Source organism: Candidatus Nitrosopumilus sp. SW (assembly GCF_006740685.1).
Classification (GTDB): Archaea; Thermoproteota; Nitrososphaeria; order Nitrososphaerales; family Nitrosopumilaceae; genus Nitrosopumilus.
The window spans coordinates 555,569-575,540 of the sequence record NZ_CP035425.1 but is presented as its reverse complement, the minus strand read 5'-3'; the positions used below and the strand labels follow the sequence as shown (position 1 = coordinate 575,540).

Genomic DNA, 19,972 nt, shown 5'->3' with positions numbered 1-19,972 from the left:
TAATGACTGATATAATGCCCCCTGGATTAGCACTCAAAAAAGTAGATGAGAGAATTATGACTCTCAATGTAGGACCACAGCATCCCGGTTCTGGACACATGAGAATTGTTGTTCAAATTGATGGTGATTATATTGTTGCATGTGATCCTGATCCAGGATATGTGCATCGTGGAGAAGAAAAGATGGCAGAATATAGAAACTACATCACAAACGTTCCTCACTTGGAAAGACCAGTAATTCATGATTCTTGTAATGTTCTTTACCCATACGTTTTAGGTGCAGAAGAAATTCTTGGAATCGAAGTTCCAGAACGTGCAAAATATGTTAGAGTAATTTGTTCAGAATTAAACCGTTGTATCTATACCATGTATTGGCTTGCAATTTATGGTATTTTCTTAGGTCATTCTACAATGTTCATGTGGCCAGCAGGTGACAGAGAACTCTTGATTGATCTTATGGAAAAAGTATCTGGAGCTAGAGTAACACATGCACACTTTATTCCGGGTGGAGTACGAAATGATTTACCTGCAAACTTTGAGGATGTATGCTTGCGTCAAGTGAATTACTTTGAAAAACGTATCAAAGAATATGCTGCAGTATTTTATGATAATCCTATCTTGATTTCAAGAACACAAGATACTGGTGTATTGTCACGTGAAAATGCAATTAGATATGGAACAACTGGTTCTGTACTTAGAGCAAGTGGTGTAGATTATGACTTAAGGGTAAAAGCACCATATGATGTCTATGATGAACTAGATGTTCATACTAACGTAATGAAAGAAGGAGATTCTTACGCAAGATCTAAAGTACCATGGCTTGACATGATGGAAAGTTGCAATATCATTAGACAAGCATTACAGAAAATGCCAAAGTCTGGTTCTGTCAGAACAAAACTAAAGCCAAATCCTAAGACAAAAGGTCCTGCTACTGTATACAAACGAGTTGAATCTGGAAGAGGTTCTCTTGGTTGTTATATTGTATCTGATGGTAAAACTGAACCTTATAGAGTAAAGATGAGTGTTCCTTCATTTAGAAACTTACTTGCATTACCTAATCTTCTGATTGGTGAAAAACTTGGAAACATGCCTTCTGTTTATTGGAGTCTCAATTACTGGCCAGTGGAGGCAGATAGATAAATGTCAGCTATAGCACCAAAATTCAAACTAAGTGAATTCATCAAATCACTTCTTGATAATATATTTTGGATAATACTTCTTGTGGCTCTAATTGGATTACCTGCAATTCAGGTAATTTTGTTCTATATCGAAATGCCTGTAATTAATGGTGAATTACTTACACCATTCCTTGCAATGACTTGGTTGGCAGATCCTTCACGAAGTCTTCCAATTCTCAAAGCATTCATGGCAACAGACATTTTTAGAGTGATGGCATTTCCCGGATTTGGATTTGCTGCACTAATTGCAGCTGGAACTATTTTTGTTGAAAGAAAGATGCTTGCTAAATTACAGTTAAGAGTTGGTCCTTTCTATTGTGGAAAAATTGAAGGTATTCTGCAATTAATGGGTGATGGTCTCAAATTAATTTCTAAAGAAATTATTATTCCCGCAAAAGCTGACAAGCCAATATTTTGGGCAGCTCCTGTGATATTTGTTGCAACAGCTGCTGCATTTGTTGCATTAATTCCGGTAGCTCCTGGTTGGGTAGTTGCAGATGTAGACTTGGGATTACTTGGTGTTTTTGCAGTAATTGGATTCTTCCCAATCATAACAATTCTTTCAGCATGGTCTGCTAACAGTAAATTCCCATTCATTGGTGGAATTAGAGCTCTATTCCAAATGGTTTCATTTGAAATTCCGTTAATTTTGTCTTTGTTAGGAGTTGTGATTCTTACTGGTACTCTTAACTTATCTGAAATTGCAGCAAGTCAATCTAACTTCCCATGGATTATCTTTTTGCCTGTAGGAGCAATTGTATTCTTCATCACAATGCTAGCCGAATTAGAAAGAATTCCATTCGACTTACCGGAAGCAGAGAGTGAAATTGTTGCTGGTTGGTTGACTGAATTTTCTGGAATGATGTATGGCCTAGTCCAATTAGGAACCTATCTGAAACTTTATGCATTTGCAGGATTGTTTGTTGTTTTGTTCTTAGGTGGTTGGAATGGCCCCATGATTGTTCCTCCATTCCCAGAAGAATTACTCACTGGAGTTGAAATGGGTCCTCTTACTGTAGGTCCATTCCCTGGATTGCCATTATTTGATCAAGAAATGCTAAATGGAACTCTCTGGTTTGTTCTAAAAACAGTTGGTGTGATTTTCTTCATACTGTTACCTAGAGGAGTCTTCCCAAGAATCAGAATTGATATGTTGTTGAGTCTTGGTTGGACTAAATTAATTGGATTGGCATTCGTTAACATCTTTATTGCACTAGGCTTGCTTTACGCTGGAGTCTTGGGACCTGGAGGATTACAATAATGGGAACTGCAACTGGAATTATTCGTGCATTAAACTCAGGAATAAAACACATTGCAATTAAACGATTTACACTTCGTTATCCTGAAGAGAAACTAAAGTTTGTAGGTGATGGATATCAATTTGATCCTTCAACTGGTGTTGGTATAGCTGGATTAAAAGGAAGACATATGCTATTTCATGATCACTGTACTGGATGCCAATTATGTTCAATTGCTTGTGAAGGTGTTGCTGAAGCAATAGCAATGGTAAAAGTTCCTGAAGAGCAAAAACAAAATAAAAAATCCATCATGCCACAAATTGATTATGGAAAATGTGTTTTCTGTGGTCTTTGTGTTGATGCATGTCCATTTTATGCACTCTACATGACAAATGATTATGAATTATCTTCATTTACTAAAGAAGGTCTAATTTACACTCCTGCACAACTTGCAGTAAAACCCTATCTTACACAAGATAGTGAAATCCAAATCACTGATAGAGGTGCAACTCATGGCTGATGCTGCATTCTTAGCTCTTACGGTAATTACAATTGGTTCTGCAATCGCAGCACTTGAGTTAAGGTCATTAATTTATGGCTCCATTGCATTAATGGGGACTCTTGGTGGTATTGCTGGATTCTTCTTTTTACTAGATGCTCCATTTGTTGCATTGTTCCAACTTGCAGTTTATGTTGGTTCAATTGCAGTTTTAATTTTGTTTACTGTGATGTTGGTAAAAAGAGAACTTATCTTCAAAAAAATTGAAGATAAAAGAAGAAAGTTTGCCGGAATCGGTTTGATGATGGTTGTAATGGTTGGATTAGGTGCTGTCTTTTTAGATTCTGGAATTAAAACAATTACAACTGATGAGCCACCTGTTGACTTTAGAGATATTGGTACAGACTTTGTAACCTATTATTGGCCTGCATTAATTTTGATGGGATTGATTTTAGCTGGTTCTGTAACTGGTGCACTTGTATTAGCAAAACGAGAGGATGTGGAGAATGACCAACGAACTAATTGATTTTACACTTGTATCTGTAGCCCTATTAGGAATAGGAATCTATGGCCTTGCTGTAAAACGTAATTTTATCAGAATGTTATTTGCAGTTGAAATCATCATTAATGCTGCTAATCTTAGTTTAGTTGCCTTTGGCAGATTCTTACCACATAGCGGTGGACAAACATTAGCATTGTTCTCTATAGCAATTGCTGCTGCTGAAGTAGCAGTTGGATTATCGTTAATTATTGTAGCATATCGTATGTATCAAAATGTCGACATTGCAGACTTCAGGAGTTTGAAAGGATAATGGAATACGCATTGTTACAGGCAGTTTTCTTGCCACTACTCTTATCTCCAATAGCCTACATTTTAGGAAGAAAAGTAGGACCAACTCCTGCTATGTGGTTTACATTTGCAATCTTACTTTATACCACCATTCTTGTAATTAATGCCGCATTATCTGGAACTGTTGAAGAACACTATCCATGGACTGAACAATTTGGTGAATTCGGTTTCTTACTTGATGGTTTAGCATCTCCATTTGCAATAATCATCTATGTACTGTCCACAATTTTGGTACTTTATTCAAAACCATACATGATTCACAAATTCCATGAACAATTTGAAGAAGAACAAAAAATCAATTCTTCTTCAAGTGGACAAAGTTCTGTTGTTGAATCATCCTCTCTTTCTAACTATGTTAATGCAAAATCTGGTCTTTACTTTGCACTTTATCTTGTATTTGCAATGGGAATGCTTGGAACAGTTCTTTCAACAAATCTGATAGAATTTTACATATTCTTCGAAGTAATGTTGATTCCTGGTTTCTTCTTAGTTGCTCTTTGGGGTGATGGTCCAAGAAGAAAGATTGGTTTAATGTTCCTCTTTTGGACTCACGCTGGTGCAGTTGTTTTACTATTGGGATTCTTGATGATTGGGTTGACCATTGGTAGCTTTGACTTTGCTGATATCAAAGAATCTGAAATTCCTCAAGATATTGTAATGATCTCGGCGATTGCAATTGCGATTGGTCTCGGAGTAAAATTAGCCGTCTTTATGTTCCACGTCTGGTTACCTTATGTTCACGGTTCGGCACCTACACCAATTAGTGCACTTTTGTCTCCTGCAATGATCGGAATTGGTGCATATGGTATTTTTAGATTAATTGTTGAATTCTTACCATCTACATTTGCAGAACTCTCAATTTGGTTCCACATCTGGGGTCTTGTTACAATGATTTATGGTGGTGCAATGGCCTTAATGCAAGATGATCTGAAACGACTACTTGCGTATTCTAGTATAAGTCAGATGGGATACTTGTTGTTTGGTATAGGCTCAATGTCTGCAATGGGTCTTGCTGGTGCCGAGATGATGTATGTCACTCACGGACTTGGAAAAGGTATTCTCTTCATGATGGCTGGAATTATTATTGTTAAAGTAGGTACACGTAGTATTTCTAAACTTGGTGGATTAGCAGGAAAAATGCCAATCACTGCTGTATGTGCAGTCATTGGTGCACTTACAATTATGGGTGTGCCTCCAACTAGTGGATTTATGGGTGAATGGATTCTATTTTATGGAGCATTAGAAACTGCAATTGAAGAAGGTTCTACAATTAGAGCAGTAACATTTGGTCTCGGACTAATTGCAACTGCTCTTACCATGTCTTACATGTTATGGATGCTAAAACGAGTGTTCTTTGGAAAGACTCCAGAACACCTAGAAAATGTCAAAGAAGGAAGTTGGTATATGACAGCACCCATGATGGTTCTAGCTGGATTTACTGTTGTACTTGGAATCTACCCAGATATCTTCTTGAAAACAATTTTGCCTTACATGAACGGAGTGTTGGGAATCTAATATGGCAACTGAAGCAATTGGTTTACCATTTGAAGCAACATCTGCTGCAGCATGGCTCGTTTGGATTTTACCATTTGCAGCTGCAATGATCATGCCTGGTGTTGGCAAGATTTCAAAAAGAGCAACAGGTTATGTCGCAGTCGGATTTGCATTGATGAGTGCATTATCTGCAGCATCTCTGTTACCTCTCGCAGTTGAAGGATCCGAAATTCACCATCAGATTATGTGGATTGAAGCAATTGGTCTGAAAGGAGGTGTCCTTGCTGATCCGTTATCTGTAATTATGGCAAACGTTGTTGGCTGGATTTCATTTCTCATTATGATTTACAGTACAGGTTACATGAAAGGTGATAAAGACATCACAAGATTCTGGTTCTGGATGATGTTCTTTATTGGTTCAATGCAAATAATTGTTCTATCTGATAACTTACTCCAAGTCTTCTTTGGTTGGGAAGGTGTGGGTCTTGCATCCTATGCATTGATCAGTTTCTGGTATCGTGATAAAAAGAAGGATCATGTTGGACAAGAAGGACGTACTGTTCTTGGTCTGCTAGATTACTATGCACCAACACATGCTGGTATGAAGGCATTCATCATGACCAAAGTCGGCGATGTAATGATGATTGCTGGTATGCTTTTGATATTCCTGTTTGCTGGAACATTTGGCTTCAAAGAACTCATGGGAGATCATGGATGGGCTATTGCTATGAATGCTCAAGGTCTCTTGGTTCCTGCCTTTGTATTGTTATTTGGCGGTGCAGTAGGTAAATCTGCACAATTCCCATTAAACGAATGGCTCTTAGAAGCAATGACTGGTCCAACTGCAGTTTCTGCATTGATTCACGCCGCAACAATGGTTAAAGCTGGTGTATTCTTGGTTGCAAGAATAGGACCAATTGTCTTTGCATTAGGTGCTGCAGGAATTATGGCAGATCAATTCTTTGAGATCGTTGCATGGGTTGGTGCAATAACTGCATTATTACTTGCAACACAAGGTATGGTTAATCCAGAAATTAAGAAAGTTCTTGCATATTCTACTGGTTCACAAATTGGTTACATGATGATGGCATTAGGTGTTGCAGGACTGTCTCATCAATATGTTGATGGTTACACTGCTGGATTCTTCCACTTAATCTCTCACGCTATGTTCAAGGCATCATTATTCATGGCAGCAGGATCTTTATTGCATATTGTTGGCTCTCGATTTATGACTGATATGGGTGGTCTAAGAAAACATATGAAAAAGACATATGCTTTCATGTGGGCCGCAGGTCTTGGTTTAATGGGCGCACCATTCATCACAACAGGTTTCTGGAGTAAAGATGCAATCTTTGCAGCAGTTTACACATCTGGAAATGAATGGGCACTACCTCTATATGCAATCGCAGTATTGACTGCAATAATTACAGCATTCTATACTACAAGAATGATTGGAATGGTTTTCTTTGGAAACAAGAGCAAACACATCCAAAAAATGGAAGAAGAAGGACATCATATTCATGAAGCATCATTATCAATGTGGGTTCCATATGGAATTTTAGCAGTATTAACAATCGGAATTGGATTAATTGGATTATCTACTGAACAAGGATTGCATCATATGTTTGAAGTATATCTTGAGGATTCATTTGGTATTCACAGTGAACATGCAAAAGCTGAATCATCAATATTGCCAGAATTCTTACAAGGTCTTAACCCTGTAGCACTTGGTTCATCACTTGTTGCATTTGCAATTGGTATTGGATTGGGATACATATTCTATATTGGTAGATGGGTTGATCCTGTCAAATTTGTAAACTCTAACATTTTCTTTTACGCAATTCACAAAGTCATCTTAAGCAGATGGTATCTCAACGCAATAGTGTATTGGTGCTTTGTAGTGGCCCCATTATGGTTAGCAAGAGGTGTATTCAGATACTTTGAAAAGACAGCTATCGATTACGGTATGAATGATGGATTCCAGAAAGCAGTTGGATGGGGTGCAAAAGTCGTCCAAGGAACTCAAACTGGTGTTTCTCAATCATATCTATTCGTATTTGGAGCAGGATTACTATTCGTAGTTCTGATATTGTTGATGTAGGAGAGATATGAAATGTTAGAAATTACTTCCACGCCATTAATACTAATTGCAATTTTAGGAACTGTTGGAGTTATTCTTCCAATAATCAGTATTGCTAGAAAAGAAAAAGGTTCTAACTCATTTTATGCTGTAATTGCATTTGCTGCCCTAATTGTCTCTATGGCATATGTTGGTTATGAGTTCATCAATGAGAATGTTGCCGCATCTGCTCTCTTCTCTGATGATGTACTTGTAGATGATGCATTTGGTGGATTCTTTGCAATTGCAATGTTAATTGTTGCATTGTTCACAACAGTTGGCTCTTTCAACTATATGAGAAAACACAACTCTCCTGCTGTTTACTATTCACTAATCTTACTTGCAACAATTGGTATGATCCTTGTTGCATACTCTACTGATCTTGTAATGCTGTTTGTTGCTTGGGAACTCATGAGTATTCCAACTTACATCTTAGTTGGATTTATGAAAAAGAATCCAAGTTCAAATGAAGCTGCCCTAAAGTACTTCTTATTTGGTGCATTATCTTCTGCAATAATCGTTTACGGAATTGCTATATCTTATGGATTAACTGGTTCTACAAACATTGGAGAAGTTATTGAAGGCTATTCCACACTTGATCCTTCACTATTACCATTAGCATTACTTTCAGTCGGAATGTTTATCGCAGGATTTGGATTCAAGATGGGACTTGTTCCATTCCATCAATGGCTTCCAGATACCTATGAAGGTGCACCATCTCCAGTAACTGCACTTCTTGCTGCTGCAACCAAAAAAGCAGGATTTGCTGCTGCAATTAGGGTTATAGTACTTGGAATGGTTGCTCTTAACCTTGATTGGACTTTGGCTCTCGGAATTATCGCAGTAATGACCATGACAATTGGTAACGTTGCAGCAATTATGCAAAAGAATCTTTCAAGAATGTTGGCTTATTCTAGTATTGCACATGCTGGATACATTTTGATTGGATTGGCAGTTGCTCCATACAGCTCTCTTGGTTTACAAGGTTCTTTGTATCAAATATTTAATCATGCAGTGATGAAAGGTGCTGCCTTTATTGCAATTGCAGGAATTGTAACAACTCTTGCAGTCACTCATATTGATAAATTGAAAGGACTTGGAAGAAGAATGCCTATTACTGCTTTAGGTATGGTAATTTCATTATTTGCACTTGCAGGTGTTCCTCCACTTTCAGGATTTTGGAGTAAATTGATGCTATTTGGAAGTGCATTAGATGCTAGTTCTGCATTGTGGTGGGCTCCATGGCTTGCAATAGCAGGAGTTCTTAACAGTGCATTATCACTTGCTTACTATGGTTGGATTACTCGAAAGATGTACTTTGAAGGTGAAACAGAAAAGAGAGTTTCAGAACCAAAATCCATTGTAGCAGTAATGATATTCTCTATAATCTTCTTAGTAGGATTTGGTGTTTATCCAGAACCCCTCCTCAAATTTGTAGAATTTGCAACCCCCGTAGTTAGTATGGGACTTATGCCTTAAACGAAGTAAATTTTATCAAATTATCTAGATTTACTTTTGCATCGTTGTCTGGAATTTTTCTTAAACTAGTTCTTGCTTTTTCAGAATATTCTTTTAACAATTCTTCCATTTTGTTAAAAACATCTCTTGGATCTGAACTTTTCTTAATTAACGTGTTAAACAACTTGTCTTCATTTTTCCAATCTAAAAGATCATCTCTAATTTGATAAGCAATTCCAATATTTTTTCCGTATTCAGTTAATCCTTCAATTTGTTCTTCTGTTCCGTTTGCAATAATTGCACCTGTTCTGGCTGCTACTTCAAACGCAGTTGCAGTTTTGTATTCAATTACTTTGAGATAATCATCAAATGTAACATCTTCACTTGTCTCCAGCCTACTTTCAATCATTTCACCTTCACTCATTAACATGGCAGTAGTTGCCAAGTCTTTTGTCACTCTAGGATTATCCAATCTAGAACATATTGCTAAAATTAATCCTAAAACAAAATCTCCTGTAAGTACACTTGTATTGTATCCATATTTAATATGGAATGGATCTTTTTGTCTTCTCATGGTTTCATTATCAATAATATCATCATGAATTATGGATTCCATGTGTAAAAATTCAACTGCACAAGATGCTGCAAATGTATTTTCGTCAATTTTACCTATACTTTCAGCTGATAATGTGAGGATAATTGGCCTGATACGTTTTCCTCCTTCTAATGAATATTTCAAAGGTTCAATGAATTCTGATTCTGAATAAAGATCCAGTTCTTTATCTAATGCCTGATCAATTTTTTTGATATATTCCCCATATGTTTCAAGTAAAGGATTAATCTCGATATTTTTTCTGTCCAAGATGCTGGCCTCTATTAAAAAAAATTTCCCATTGTTAATTAAATCTTGGTGCTCCAGCCGGGATTTTCATCGATTGATTTTGAACCCGGGATCACTGCCTTGAAAGGGCAGTATGCTTGACCGGTCTACACCACTGGAACCCAAGAAAATTCTGTATTTTGACCATAAAATCTTTTGTAAACCACAAAGATTTTTTTATTGGCAGATTTGGAGTCAAACCATGAACATAATTCAAAAAATCGATGAAATGATTGAAGAAAGAAGTTTACTAAAACATCCATTTTACCAAGCATGGTCTGATGGAAAATTAACTAAAGAATCTCTAGCAGGATATTCAAAGGAATATTTCCAATTAGTAAAAGAGGTCCCATCCTTCATGGCTCCAATTATAGACAAAGCCCCAGAATCTGTTGTTAAAGAATTGGTTGAAAATCAACAAGAAGAATCTGATCATATTAAACCATGGATTGCTTTTGCAGGCGAACTTGGAATTTCTGAAGAAGAATTATTGTCTTATTCAGGTCTACCAAAAACAAGAAAAGCTGTATCTGATTTGAATGAGTTAATGAATACTTTTGAAAGTGGTGCATGTGCAATGTATGCATTTGAAAAAGAAATTCCAAAAATCAGCCAAACAAAACTTGATGGTTTAGCAGAATTCTATGGTATGACTAGTGAAGAAGCAACTGAATACTTCAAACTACACACAGAAGCTGACATTAGACATGCAGCTTCATGGAGAAATATTCTGGAAAAGTCTTCAACTGATTATGACAAATTAATTGAGGTTGCTGAAAAATCTATTTCTGCACAAAATTTGTTATTGGACAGTTGCTTTGAAGAATACTGTTAATCTCATAACATTTTATACCTGAGAAAAAATTCATCTGCTTAGGGCCCGTAACTCAGCTTGGTAGAGTAACCGGCTCATAACCGGTGAGCCAAGGGATCGAAGCCCTTCGGGCCCATTATTTTCAGTTAGTTTTAAAATAAGCACAATCAAATTTTACTGGCTGCAATGAAGAATCAGAGTTATATCTGAATGATGATTGGAAGGCATTTGTCTGAGCTGCCAAACTCATTTGCCAATTTGATTTTTCACTTTTTCTAAAATTTCATTATCTACTAGATTTTGTTCGTTTAAAGATTTTGTAATTTGTAAAATGTCTAGAATTGAGTGCATTTTAACTCCTAATTCTTCTAATGCTTCTTCAGCTCCTTCCATTCTATTAACAATCACATATGCATCTTTTATCGATATGTTAACTTCTTTTAATGACTTGATTGCATTTACAACAGAACCTCCAGTTGTTGCAACATCATCTATCATTACTACTTGCATGCCATCATGAATTTTACCTTCAACTGATTTTGAAGTTCCATAGTCTTTAGGTTTGCTTCTAACATAGATTAACGGTTTTACCGTTTCAATTGCTAATGCTGACGCAATTACCAAGCCTCCTGTGGGCACTGAAACAATTGAATCAAACTTGTCTAATCCTATATCTTGAGCAATTTCATTTTCTAGATATTTTACCATCTTTCTAAATTCATGGGGATAACTTGGAACTAGTCTTAAATCTACATAGTACGAACTCTTTTTTCCACTGGCTAGTGTAAAATCTCCAAATTTTATGATGCCTTTTTGATGCAAAAAGGTTGCAAACTCTTTTACAAATTCCATACCAAAATTAACTACACTGGATTTATTTTGGTTTGTATTATGAATGAATTATGCCTGAAATTTGGTTAAATTATGGTATTACAGACGTTGTTTTGGATATAAGAGCCGAAAATTTAGAGCAAAAAATCGATTCTGATGGTAAAGTTTTAGATGACTCAGCGATCAATGAAAAATTGAGTACCTTAGATTTGTCAAAACCTATGGAACTGGTGGTTTTACATAACTCAAAATCTATTCAGAAAATAATTTCATCCTTGTTTACATTATGCGAACAAAAATCAAAACCCTTTCCAAAAATTCTTACTGATAAAAAAATCCTAAATCAAGTTAAAGCTGGACTTCCAGAAGGTAGCTCAATTAATGAGTTTGATAATATGGAAAACCCAACCTCGAATCTTGTATTTATGGGTGAAATGGAATTTGATGGTCTCTTTGGTTATGAAACTATTTCTACACGCCTTCTCAAAAAATTTGGTCTAGAATCTATGCTTTCAGCATATGCCAAAAGACAAGGGAATCTACCCGTTCCTGGCCAATATCCTGAAAGTTTTCAAGAAGCAAAGAAATTTTCTGATAACTTTGAAATTCAAGGAATTGAAATTGTTGCAAATTCTCATGGTATAATTGATTTTTCAGTTGGACATCCATCAGAAACTATCTCTAACACAAAGATTCTGGAGTCAAACTCAATCAAAGATGTTGGTCAGCATAAAACAATGATAATCAGTACTGGTAAAGATGCAAGTAATGATAATCTTGGAAAATCTTTTTCATCTTTATGGAATTGTTCTAATGCAATCAAAAAAGATGGTCTTGCAATTTTAGTTGCTGAATGTAAAGGGGGATTAGGTTCTGATGCAATTCAACAGTATATTGAAGATCGATTGACTTTGGAACAATTGCGAAATCCTACAAAATACATTAGCGGTATGGAAGATCTTCTATTCCTTTCAGAGGTGCAAAAGAATTTTCAAATTGGGCTTGTTTCCATTTTACCTGAATTCTATGCAAAGAAACTAAACATGATTTCATTACCTGGAATAAAATATTCTATGGATTATATCTTAAAGACTCAAGGTGCAAGACAAAAGGTTGCTGTAGTTGCAGATGGTGCTAGACTATTACTAAGGTAGAAAATTAGGCAAAAAACCTGATGGCAATGGTGCGCATAAAATTGCCAATCCAATAATTCCAATGTATGCTAATTTTCTATTTCTTGAAAGCGGTGAAATATCATCCAAAGGCATTGCACTAGGATTCCTTGAACTCATTATTAGAATTAAAATTGCCATTAACCAATAATTTAACAAAACTAGAATTGCCATACTGCCAAAAGTTGCATATCTGTGTAATTTTGGACCAAGTAATGTTCTAGCCATGTGGCCTCCGTCTAATTGCCATGCTGGAAGTAAATTCAAAAATGTGATTAGAAATCCAATCCACGCTGCAAACATTATTGGAGTCATGATTACCTCCTGTCCGGGACCTCCTTTACCAAACATCGCAAGACTTGCAGTCATTAGTAGTGGTTCTCCTTGTTCCCACTCCATCAATCTTGATTCTTCAAATAATCCTGCTGCCATTTCAGAATCTAAAATGGGTGCTGTATATGCTCCATAAATTGAAACAATAACTGCAATAACTAATCCTGCAATAGGCCCTGCTATAGCAACATCAAATAAAATTTCTCTATTGATGGTTAATCCTCTAGACTGAATAAATGCTCCAAACGTTGGAATCCCTATGACTGGTAAACCTGGAATAAAGTATGGCCAAGTTGTTTTTAGTTTGTGGGTTTTTGCTGCAATGATGTGTCCTAATTCATGAATTCCTAAAATTCCCAGCAGCGATAATGTGTAGACTGCTGCCATTTCAAGAGGTTCTCCAATCTCTACAATTGAATTTGTTCCAGATGTTCTGTAGTATCCGTCAATCATAACAAATGCAATTACAATTCCAAATAAAGCTCTAGGAGTCCATGCGGTTTTCATCCATCTTCTTTGTTTTTTTATTGCAAATTTTTGAATAATGACAAATTTTCCACCATCTTTTTGTTCTAACTTACATACAAAGCTCATACCCTCTAATTTTCTTGCTAACTGCTCAAATTTTGATTTGAACTCTAAATCTTCAATTCTAAATTCCATGGAAAATTCTGTTTTTATAAAATCACTTACATCAAATATGGAATTTACTAAAGAAATAATGTCTTCTTGAGAATGCTCTTCCATTCTTTATGATTCATTCTTTCCATTAAATGGTCTTTTGGTTTAAAATTAAATATTGATAGTCTTATCTCTAAGTATGCAAGTAATTCTAAGACAATTAGGTGATTGTAATATCCGACGTGCTGAACCCAGCGATCTCATTCCTGTAATGGAAATTAATCTAAAAACCCTGCCAGAACATTATTCTGATTATTTCTATGAAAGTTTACTTGCAGACCTTCCAGAGGCATTCATTGTAGCAGAGATAGGCGGAAAACATGTTGGATACATAATGTGCAAAACTGAATATGGATTTTCAAATTTTAAGAAATTAGGTTTTGTCAAGAAGGGTCATGTTGTATCAATTGCAGTCCTTGATGATTATAGAAAGAAAGGAATTGGAAAAGCACTAGTTGAAGAATCTGTAAAAGGAGTACAATCCAGAAAATGTGATGAATTCTATTTGGAAGTAAGATGTAGTAATAATGAGGCTGTACGATTGTATGAAAAACTCGGATTTGTAATTAGACAACAGCTTAACGCCTATTATCGTGATGGTGAAGATGCATATCTTATGGCCATTGAATTTACTTAGATAAAACCAATAAATAACTCGCAAAAAGTTTCTCGCCATGGACAAACGTAAAGGAATGGGAATTACAATTTTTGTTCTTTGTATTGGTGGTTTTTTTCTATATGCATATTTGTTAATGTTATCTGAATGGAGTCCAATTGTTTTACAATTATCTGTATTAATGATTGCAGGTGGAATTCTTGGAGTTGTTGCATGGATAGGATATGTCATGGCAACAACCAAACCTTCACCTGCATCAATTACTTCAGATGATTAATTTACTTGGAAATTTTAACATCTACAACTGTTTGATAATATCTTGGACCAACTGGTCTAACAATTTTTGAACCCAATATTTCTGATTTTATTGGAGAAACTTGCAAATAATGTTCTTCTGAAAGTTTCCCTGCATCTGATTTTTTATCTGCATGTATATGTGAATAGTAATGAATCACTCCTCCATCTTTAGTTGTTTTAATTGCAGATTCTAAAAATTCATCAGATCTTTCAGGTAGTAACATTAGTGTTCTATCTGATTTATCTATCAACTGCTCATTGATAATCTGTGTTGCATCCCCATTAATTGAAATGACTTCTCCTGCAAGTTTGTTTAGTTTGATATTTCTCTCACATAATTCTGATGCAATTGGATTGATGTCAAGACTGTAAACTGTACATTTTTTCTTTTTTGCAGCTATTATTGAAAACATTCCTACTCCTGCAAACATATTGGTCATTACCTCACCTTCTTGAATCAGATTTGAGATTCTATCTCGTTCAGTAGATAATCTGGGTGAAAAAAATGCATTTTCTACATCTACGATAAATTTACATCCAAATTCCTTGTATTCTGTTTCTGTATTGTCCTCTCCTGCAATAATCTCTAGATTTCGTGTACGAAAGTCTCCTTCTACAGCTGATGCTTGATAAAAGACACTCCTTACAATCTTTACATCATTCAATAGGGCTTCACCAATAATCTTTTTCTTAGATAAGAGAGAATCTGGGATTCTTACAATAATGATTTCTCCAATTTGATCGAATGCCGAAATTAATTCTTCGCTCTCTTCTGGAGAAAGTATACTTTCAAGTGATTTTTTTAGCATTCGAGTCAATTCTTGTAATAGAAATTCCCAGATGATTTCTGGTCTTTATCTAATCTGCTTTCTAATTTGTTTACTCTTGGTCTAAGACTCTTTTCATCTCGTCTAAATGACATGTCCAATGATCTTAGGAATTTATTCATTGCATCTGCTTTTGGTAATGGTGATGTAGCTTTTCCTGCAGCTCCTGATTCTCCTTCAAAGATTACCATGGTATCTGAAATTAAATCCATTAACTGTAAATCATGATCAATTACAATCGCTGACTTTCCAAAAGAGCGAACAAATTTCTGTAAAAATTTTGCAACAGCAATTCTATCTTCAACATCTAAAAATGCTGATGGTTCATCAAGTGCATACAAATCTACTTTTTGCAAAAGACATGATGCCACTGCTACTTTTTGTAGTTCTCCTCCTGAGAGATTCTTTACTGATTTGTTGTAGAGTTTCTTGATCTTTAATGGATCAAGAATCTGTTCTTCTTCAAGACTTCCTTCAACTGGACTTCCATTTGCTTTGTCAAGTAATGCAACAACTTCTACATCAATATCATTTTGAAGATATTGTGGTTTGTATGCTATCTTAATTTTTTTATCAATTTCACCGGAATCTGGTTTTTCAACACCTGCAATCATCTTCATCATAGTGGTCTTTCCAAGTGCATTTGCTCCCATAATTCCCAAGACCTCTCCTTTCCTTACCCGACCAGGCTCGATTTCAACTGAAAATGAAGGGTATTTTCTTATTAATTTTGGATAGCTTACAATTTCACTTCCTTCTTGAAATTCATCTGTAGATGTAGATGAAACATCAAATGAAAATGCTTTATCTCTAAATCTTACATTTTCATTTGGTAGATATCCATCAAGGAAAACATTGATTCCGACTTTGGTTGAAAGAATATTTGATACAATACCATAAGCTGATGGTTCCCCATAAAGTACTTCGATATAATCACTAAGAAAATCAAGTAATGTCAAGTCGTGTTCTACAACCATTACGCTTTTCCCAATTTTTGCAAGACTTTGAATTACTCGTGCAACACCTGTTCTTTGAAAAACATCATTGTAAGATGATGGTTCGTCAAAAAAGTAAAATTCTGTATCCTTAGAAGCTGCAGCAGCTACTGCAATTCTTTGTAATTCTCCACCACTTAATTCCTTTAAGCTTTGATCAACAGAATTTTGTAATCCTAATTCTTTGATCAACTCTCTAGATACTCCTCTCTCATCATATTTTTCAATAAGCTCTTTTCCAGTTCCATCAAATGCTTGTGCGATATGGTGTACTTGTTGTGGTTTAATTGATGCACGTATTTGATTTTGTTTAATTTTATCAAAATGTTGTTTTAATTCCGTTCCACTATAATATTTTAAAATCTCGTCCCATTCAGGAGGGTCTTCATATCTTCCAAGATTTGGTTTTAGATTTCCTGATAGAATGTTTACAACAGTACTTTTCCCCATACCGTTTCTTCCAAGTAAACCTACTACCTCTCCTTTCTTTGGAGTTGGCAATTTGTATAATCGAAATGAATTTGGACCATATTGGTGAATTTTATCAGTAGCTAACTCGCTTGCTAAATTTACTATTGTAATTGCATCAAATGGACATACCTTGACACATATTCCACACCCATTACAAATATCCTCATCAATCTGGGCCTTTTTTGATTCCTCATTGAGTACAATACAATCTGCGCCTGATTTGTTAACTGGACAGTACTTTATGCACTCTAAACCGCATTTTTTAGGCTGACAGAGCTCATGATCTAAAACTCCGACTCTATGCGTCATGTGCTAGAGCGGTAATCTCTTTGTTTTATACCTATTTTGGAGTGATTATCTGGTTTCGTTACGTTAATAATTGAGATTTTAATACAAATTTTCAAGCCGGCCATAGCGTTAGGGTGCGACCCAATCCCTTTCCGAACTTGGAAGTCAAACCTGACGTCGCTGTTGTGCTACTAAGATGCGAGAGCCCTTGGGAAGCAACAGTGCTGGCATTTTCTAATTTACAATCTATTAATAATGAAATTTATCAAAACATTACATGCCAAATTGTTCTGTTTGTGGAGAAATATGTGATAATGACATCCGATTGATGAATCACATGATGGAAAAACATGGTTGGAGAAATCCCAATGTTGGAAAACCTGATAGAAACAGCAGAGGTTACTGATTTACAATTTTTGTAAATAATCTAAAATCAATCTAACTCCAAAACCTGTTGCTCCTTTTGGATTGTATGATTTTTCTTTTGTGGCAATTTGTGTCCAAGCTACACCTGCAATATCCAAATGTGTCCATGGTGTATCTTCTATTGCATTTCTCAAAAATGCAGCAGCAGTTATTGTTCCAGCTGCTCTTCCTATGCCAATATTTTTCATGTCTGCTACATCTGATTTTATCATGTCCATGAATTCCTGATTTAATGGAAGCTCCCAAATTTGTTCTGTAGTATTTTTTGATGATTCAAAAATTTTCTTTGATAATTTTTCATTATTTGAAACCATTCCTGCTACATTAGTTCCTAATGCTATAATACAAGCTCCTGTTAATGTAGCAAAATCAATAATTGCTTTTGGCGAATAATATTTTTCTCCATATGCTAATGCATCAGCTAAAATTAATCGTCCTTCTGCATCTGTATTGAGAATTTCTGCTGTTTTTCCATTGTATAGTTTAATTATGTCTCCTGGTCTATATGATTCTCCACCTGGCATATTTTCCACAGATGGAACAATTCCAATTACATTAATTGGTAATTTTAATTCTGAAACTGCTTTCATAATTCCTAACACTGTGCAACCTCCACATTTATCAAATTTCATTTCATCCATATTTGCTCCGGGTTTCAATGAAATTCCTCCAGTATCAAATGTGACAGCTTTTCCAACAAGTACTATTGGTTTTTCATTTCTTGAACCCCTACTGTGTTCCATGATGATTAGTTTTGGTTCATTCTTACTTCCTTGCCCTACTGCCGAAATCCCTCCAAAACCTTTCTTTTTCAGTTCTTGTTTTGAAATAATTTTACATTTCATTTTATTTTTGGAAATAGTTTTTGCAAAATTTGCTAATGTTGATGGCGTACACTCGTTTGGAGGTAAATTAGCAATACTTTTTGTAAATATAGCTCCATCTGCAACAATTTCTGCTGTCTTTATTGCTTGTAAAACCTTGTTTGATTTTGAAACAATTATTGTCATATCTGGAGATTTTTCTTCTTTTTCAGCCTTGAATTTTTCAAATTTGTATAATGCCATTTTTACTCCTTCCACAATTTGTGATGTTGAAGAAATTTGATCAATAACAAATGTGGGGGGTGTGATAATTGAAAATTCTTTTAATTTTAATTCACGCGATTTTTGAGCAATTTTACCTGAAATCTGTCTAAAAGTATCTTTTGTAATGGCTTCTTTTTTTCCTATACCTGCAATTAGGATTCTTTGAAATTGATTTTTTCCTGTAGTTGGAATAATTGTTAATTTGCCAAACTTTCCTTCCATATCTTTGAGTGACTGATTTACTGCAAAGGATGTTTTGGCATCTAATTTTGGTAATCCTAAAACTTTATCTGATTTCTCTAATGCAAATCCACAAAGAAGTTGTGTTTTCTTTGGAGTATTTTGTATTTTGATCTTCATACGTATGTATGATTTTCATAGTATTATTTAGATTTATGATTTATTACATTCTCTAAGCATTTCATTAATTACTGAAGAAAAACTTACTGTTCCAGCAGTTTCTTTAATTTTCTTTGCTTGAATATTTCTAACTTTTTTAGCTACATCATCATCAATCATTATAGTTCTTCTTTCTGCCATTTGTTTGAAATATTTTTTTTAATTATTAAAACCTATTTTTAGTAATCAAATGTGAACTTAATCACTAATTTTGATAATTTTACTATTTGAAATCAAACTAGTTGATCTAACAAAAACTGCTTTAACTGATTTACAATCTTGTGAACATTGTTCATCAATTCCCATTGTCGGGAATTTTTTTGATTTGTTTGAAAAAATTGTTTTTATTAATGGCAGTAATGCAGATCTCCCGCCGTATGCTTTTTTTTCATCAATAACCCAAAACATCTCTAATGCAGATTCATCCAGAATTTTTTCTCGAATACTTTCACCTTCTTTTGTATAATGTCCTACCATCCTCATTTTTCCTCTAGCAAAAAAATCTACAAATTTTGCAAATTTTACGCACAAATAACATTGATTATCAAAAACAACTAATGGAAAATCAATATCATTTCTCATATTGTATTTACATTGAATTTAATTAAAAAATACTTCCTAATTCTAAACACTAGGGGTTTGTCTGTGGTTTGGGAAACATTCTCTACAATAAACGGGTCTGTCCTCTTTAGGTTTGAATGGTACTTGACATTCATTTCCGCAATCACCGCATGTTGCTGTATGCATCTCTCTTTGTCTATTGAATCTTGATCTTCCTCCAAATCTATCCCCACTACGTCTTTCAGGTCTGTGGTTTGGGAAACATTCTCTACAATAAACGGGTCTGTCCTCTTTAGGTTTGAATGGTACTTGACATTCATTTCCGCAATCACCGCATGTTGCTGTGTGCATCTCTCTTTCTTCACCAAAGGACATATCTATCAAAATTTTGAAAGATTATACTGTAATTAAACCATTGTAAATCAGATTTTGTAATCTTTTCTAATTTTCGATTCTCT

Annotated in this window: 22 protein-coding genes, 2 tRNA genes and 1 rRNA gene; 15 read left to right on the top strand and 10 right to left on the bottom strand. The window is 35.1% G+C overall.

Annotated features, from left to right (window positions below):
• The first annotated feature begins 2 nt into the window (after positions 1-2).
• The 8 genes from Nisw_RS03535 to Nisw_RS03500 are packed head-to-tail and all read left to right on the top strand — an operon-like array spanning position 3 to position 8,856.
• On the top strand, positions 3-1,139 hold the full coding sequence (locus tag Nisw_RS03535) for an NADH-quinone oxidoreductase subunit D (RefSeq protein WP_141976569.1): 1,137 nt from the start codon (positions 3-5) through the stop codon (positions 1,137-1,139).
• On the top strand, positions 1,140-2,438 hold the full coding sequence (gene nuoH, locus Nisw_RS03530) for an NADH-quinone oxidoreductase subunit NuoH (RefSeq protein ID WP_141976567.1): 1,299 nt from the start codon (positions 1,140-1,142) through the stop codon (positions 2,436-2,438).
• Positions 2,438-2,935 carry an NADH-quinone oxidoreductase subunit I gene (locus tag Nisw_RS03525; protein WP_012214664.1) on the top strand — a complete coding sequence of 166 codons (498 nt, stop codon included), beginning with the start codon at positions 2,438-2,440 and terminating at the stop codon, positions 2,933-2,935. The genes nuoH and Nisw_RS03525 overlap by 1 nt, the downstream gene beginning before the upstream one ends.
• A complete protein-coding gene (locus tag Nisw_RS03520) occupies positions 2,928-3,440 on the top strand; it encodes an NADH-quinone oxidoreductase subunit J (RefSeq protein WP_141976565.1) in 513 nt (170 codons plus the stop codon). The genes Nisw_RS03525 and Nisw_RS03520 overlap by 8 nt, the downstream gene beginning before the upstream one ends.
• Positions 3,421-3,726 (top strand): NADH-quinone oxidoreductase subunit NuoK, encoded by a 306-nt coding sequence (nuoK, locus tag Nisw_RS03515; protein ID WP_141976563.1) that lies wholly within the window; start codon positions 3,421-3,423, stop codon positions 3,724-3,726. Before Nisw_RS03520 ends, nuoK begins: the two co-directional genes overlap by 20 nt.
• Positions 3,726-5,279: a NuoM family protein gene (locus Nisw_RS03510; protein WP_141976561.1), complete on the top strand. Its 1,554-nt coding sequence runs from the start codon at positions 3,726-3,728 to the stop codon at positions 5,277-5,279. The genes nuoK and Nisw_RS03510 overlap by 1 nt, the downstream gene beginning before the upstream one ends.
• Before the next feature lies 1 nt (position 5,280).
• On the top strand, positions 5,281-7,359 hold the full coding sequence (locus Nisw_RS03505; RefSeq protein ID WP_141976559.1) for an NADH-quinone oxidoreductase subunit L: 2,079 nt from the start codon (positions 5,281-5,283) through the stop codon (positions 7,357-7,359).
• A 12-nt stretch (positions 7,360-7,371) separates the two neighbouring features.
• Positions 7,372-8,856, top strand: coding sequence for an NADH-quinone oxidoreductase subunit N (locus tag Nisw_RS03500; RefSeq protein ID WP_141976557.1), 1,485 nt, complete (start codon positions 7,372-7,374; stop codon positions 8,854-8,856).
• On the opposite strand, the gene Nisw_RS03495 is transcribed toward Nisw_RS03500, so the two are convergent.
• Entirely contained in the window at positions 8,846-9,697 is an 852-nt protein-coding gene (locus Nisw_RS03495; protein ID WP_141976555.1) for a polyprenyl synthetase family protein, read from the bottom strand. The genes Nisw_RS03500 and Nisw_RS03495 overlap by 11 nt on opposite strands.
• Positions 9,698-9,743: 46 nt before the next feature.
• Positions 9,744-9,837 (bottom strand) — tRNA-Glu (locus Nisw_RS03490).
• An 80-nt stretch (positions 9,838-9,917) separates the two neighbouring features.
• Here Nisw_RS03490 and Nisw_RS03485 point away from each other — a divergent pair.
• Both Nisw_RS03485 and Nisw_RS03480 read left to right on the top strand, forming a co-directional pair.
• Complete coding sequence (locus Nisw_RS03485; protein WP_141976553.1) at positions 9,918-10,550, top strand: TenA family transcriptional regulator; 633 nt, start codon at positions 9,918-9,920, stop codon at positions 10,548-10,550.
• Between the two features lie 41 nt (positions 10,551-10,591).
• Positions 10,592-10,665 (top strand) — tRNA-Ile (locus Nisw_RS03480).
• Between the two features lie 110 nt (positions 10,666-10,775).
• On the opposite strand, the gene pyrE is transcribed toward Nisw_RS03480, so the two are convergent.
• The gene (gene pyrE, locus Nisw_RS03475; RefSeq protein WP_141976551.1) at positions 10,776-11,381 is read right to left on the bottom strand and encodes an orotate phosphoribosyltransferase; all 606 of its coding nucleotides are present in this window, start codon (positions 11,379-11,381) and stop codon (positions 10,776-10,778) included.
• A gap of 50 nt (positions 11,382-11,431) precedes the next feature.
• Here pyrE and Nisw_RS03470 point away from each other — a divergent pair, with 50 nt between their 5' ends.
• Positions 11,432-12,514: a transcriptional regulator gene (locus tag Nisw_RS03470; RefSeq protein ID WP_141976549.1), complete on the top strand. Its 1,083-nt coding sequence runs from the start codon at positions 11,432-11,434 to the stop codon at positions 12,512-12,514.
• Here the strand turns inward: Nisw_RS03470 and Nisw_RS03465 are convergent.
• The gene (locus Nisw_RS03465; protein ID WP_141976547.1) at positions 12,506-13,612 is read right to left on the bottom strand and encodes a site-2 protease family protein; all 1,107 of its coding nucleotides are present in this window, start codon (positions 13,610-13,612) and stop codon (positions 12,506-12,508) included. The genes Nisw_RS03470 and Nisw_RS03465 overlap by 9 nt on opposite strands.
• Before the next feature lie 73 nt (positions 13,613-13,685).
• Here Nisw_RS03465 and rimI point away from each other — a divergent pair, with 73 nt between their 5' ends.
• Positions 13,686-14,183, top strand: coding sequence for a ribosomal protein S18-alanine N-acetyltransferase (gene rimI / locus Nisw_RS03460; protein ID WP_141976545.1), 498 nt, complete (start codon positions 13,686-13,688; stop codon positions 14,181-14,183).
• Positions 14,184-14,220: 37 nt separating this feature from the next.
• The gene (locus tag Nisw_RS03455; RefSeq protein WP_012214676.1) at positions 14,221-14,439 is read left to right on the top strand and encodes a hypothetical protein; all 219 of its coding nucleotides are present in this window, start codon (positions 14,221-14,223) and stop codon (positions 14,437-14,439) included.
• A gap of 1 nt (position 14,440) precedes the next feature.
• Here Nisw_RS03455 and Nisw_RS03450 read toward each other — a convergent pair whose 3' ends face one another.
• Entirely contained in the window at positions 14,441-15,268 is an 828-nt protein-coding gene (locus Nisw_RS03450; protein ID WP_141978478.1) for a class I SAM-dependent methyltransferase family protein, read from the bottom strand.
• 5 nt (positions 15,269-15,273) lie between these two features.
• On the bottom strand, positions 15,274-17,061 hold the full coding sequence (locus tag Nisw_RS03445; protein ID WP_141976543.1) for a ribosome biogenesis/translation initiation ATPase RLI: 1,788 nt from the start codon (positions 17,059-17,061) through the stop codon (positions 15,274-15,276).
• 92 nt (positions 17,062-17,153) lie between these two features.
• Here Nisw_RS03445 and rrf point away from each other — a divergent pair.
• Positions 17,154-17,273, top strand: a 5S ribosomal RNA gene (gene rrf / locus Nisw_RS03440).
• A 44-nt stretch (positions 17,274-17,317) separates the two neighbouring features.
• Positions 17,318-17,446, top strand: a complete 129-nt coding sequence (locus Nisw_RS09420) for a hypothetical protein (protein WP_255430846.1) — start codon at positions 17,318-17,320, stop codon at positions 17,444-17,446.
• 1 nt (position 17,447) lies between these two features.
• Here the strand turns inward: Nisw_RS09420 and Nisw_RS03435 are convergent, their stop codons facing one another.
• The 4 genes from Nisw_RS03435 to Nisw_RS03425 are packed head-to-tail and all read right to left on the bottom strand — an operon-like array spanning position 17,448 to position 19,889.
• Complete coding sequence (locus tag Nisw_RS03435) at positions 17,448-18,914, bottom strand: leucyl aminopeptidase (protein WP_141976541.1); 1,467 nt, start codon at positions 18,912-18,914, stop codon at positions 17,448-17,450.
• A gap of 33 nt (positions 18,915-18,947) precedes the next feature.
• Positions 18,948-19,094, bottom strand: a complete 147-nt coding sequence (locus tag Nisw_RS09120) for a hypothetical protein (protein ID WP_185736665.1) — start codon at positions 19,092-19,094, stop codon at positions 18,948-18,950.
• Positions 19,095-19,151: 57 nt separating this feature from the next.
• Positions 19,152-19,535: a hypothetical protein gene (locus tag Nisw_RS03430; RefSeq protein ID WP_185736664.1), complete on the bottom strand. Its 384-nt coding sequence runs from the start codon at positions 19,533-19,535 to the stop codon at positions 19,152-19,154.
• A gap of 42 nt (positions 19,536-19,577) precedes the next feature.
• Entirely contained in the window at positions 19,578-19,889 is a 312-nt protein-coding gene (locus Nisw_RS03425; RefSeq protein WP_141978474.1) for a CxxC-x17-CxxC domain-containing protein, read from the bottom strand.
• Between the last annotated feature and the right edge of the window lie 83 nt (positions 19,890-19,972).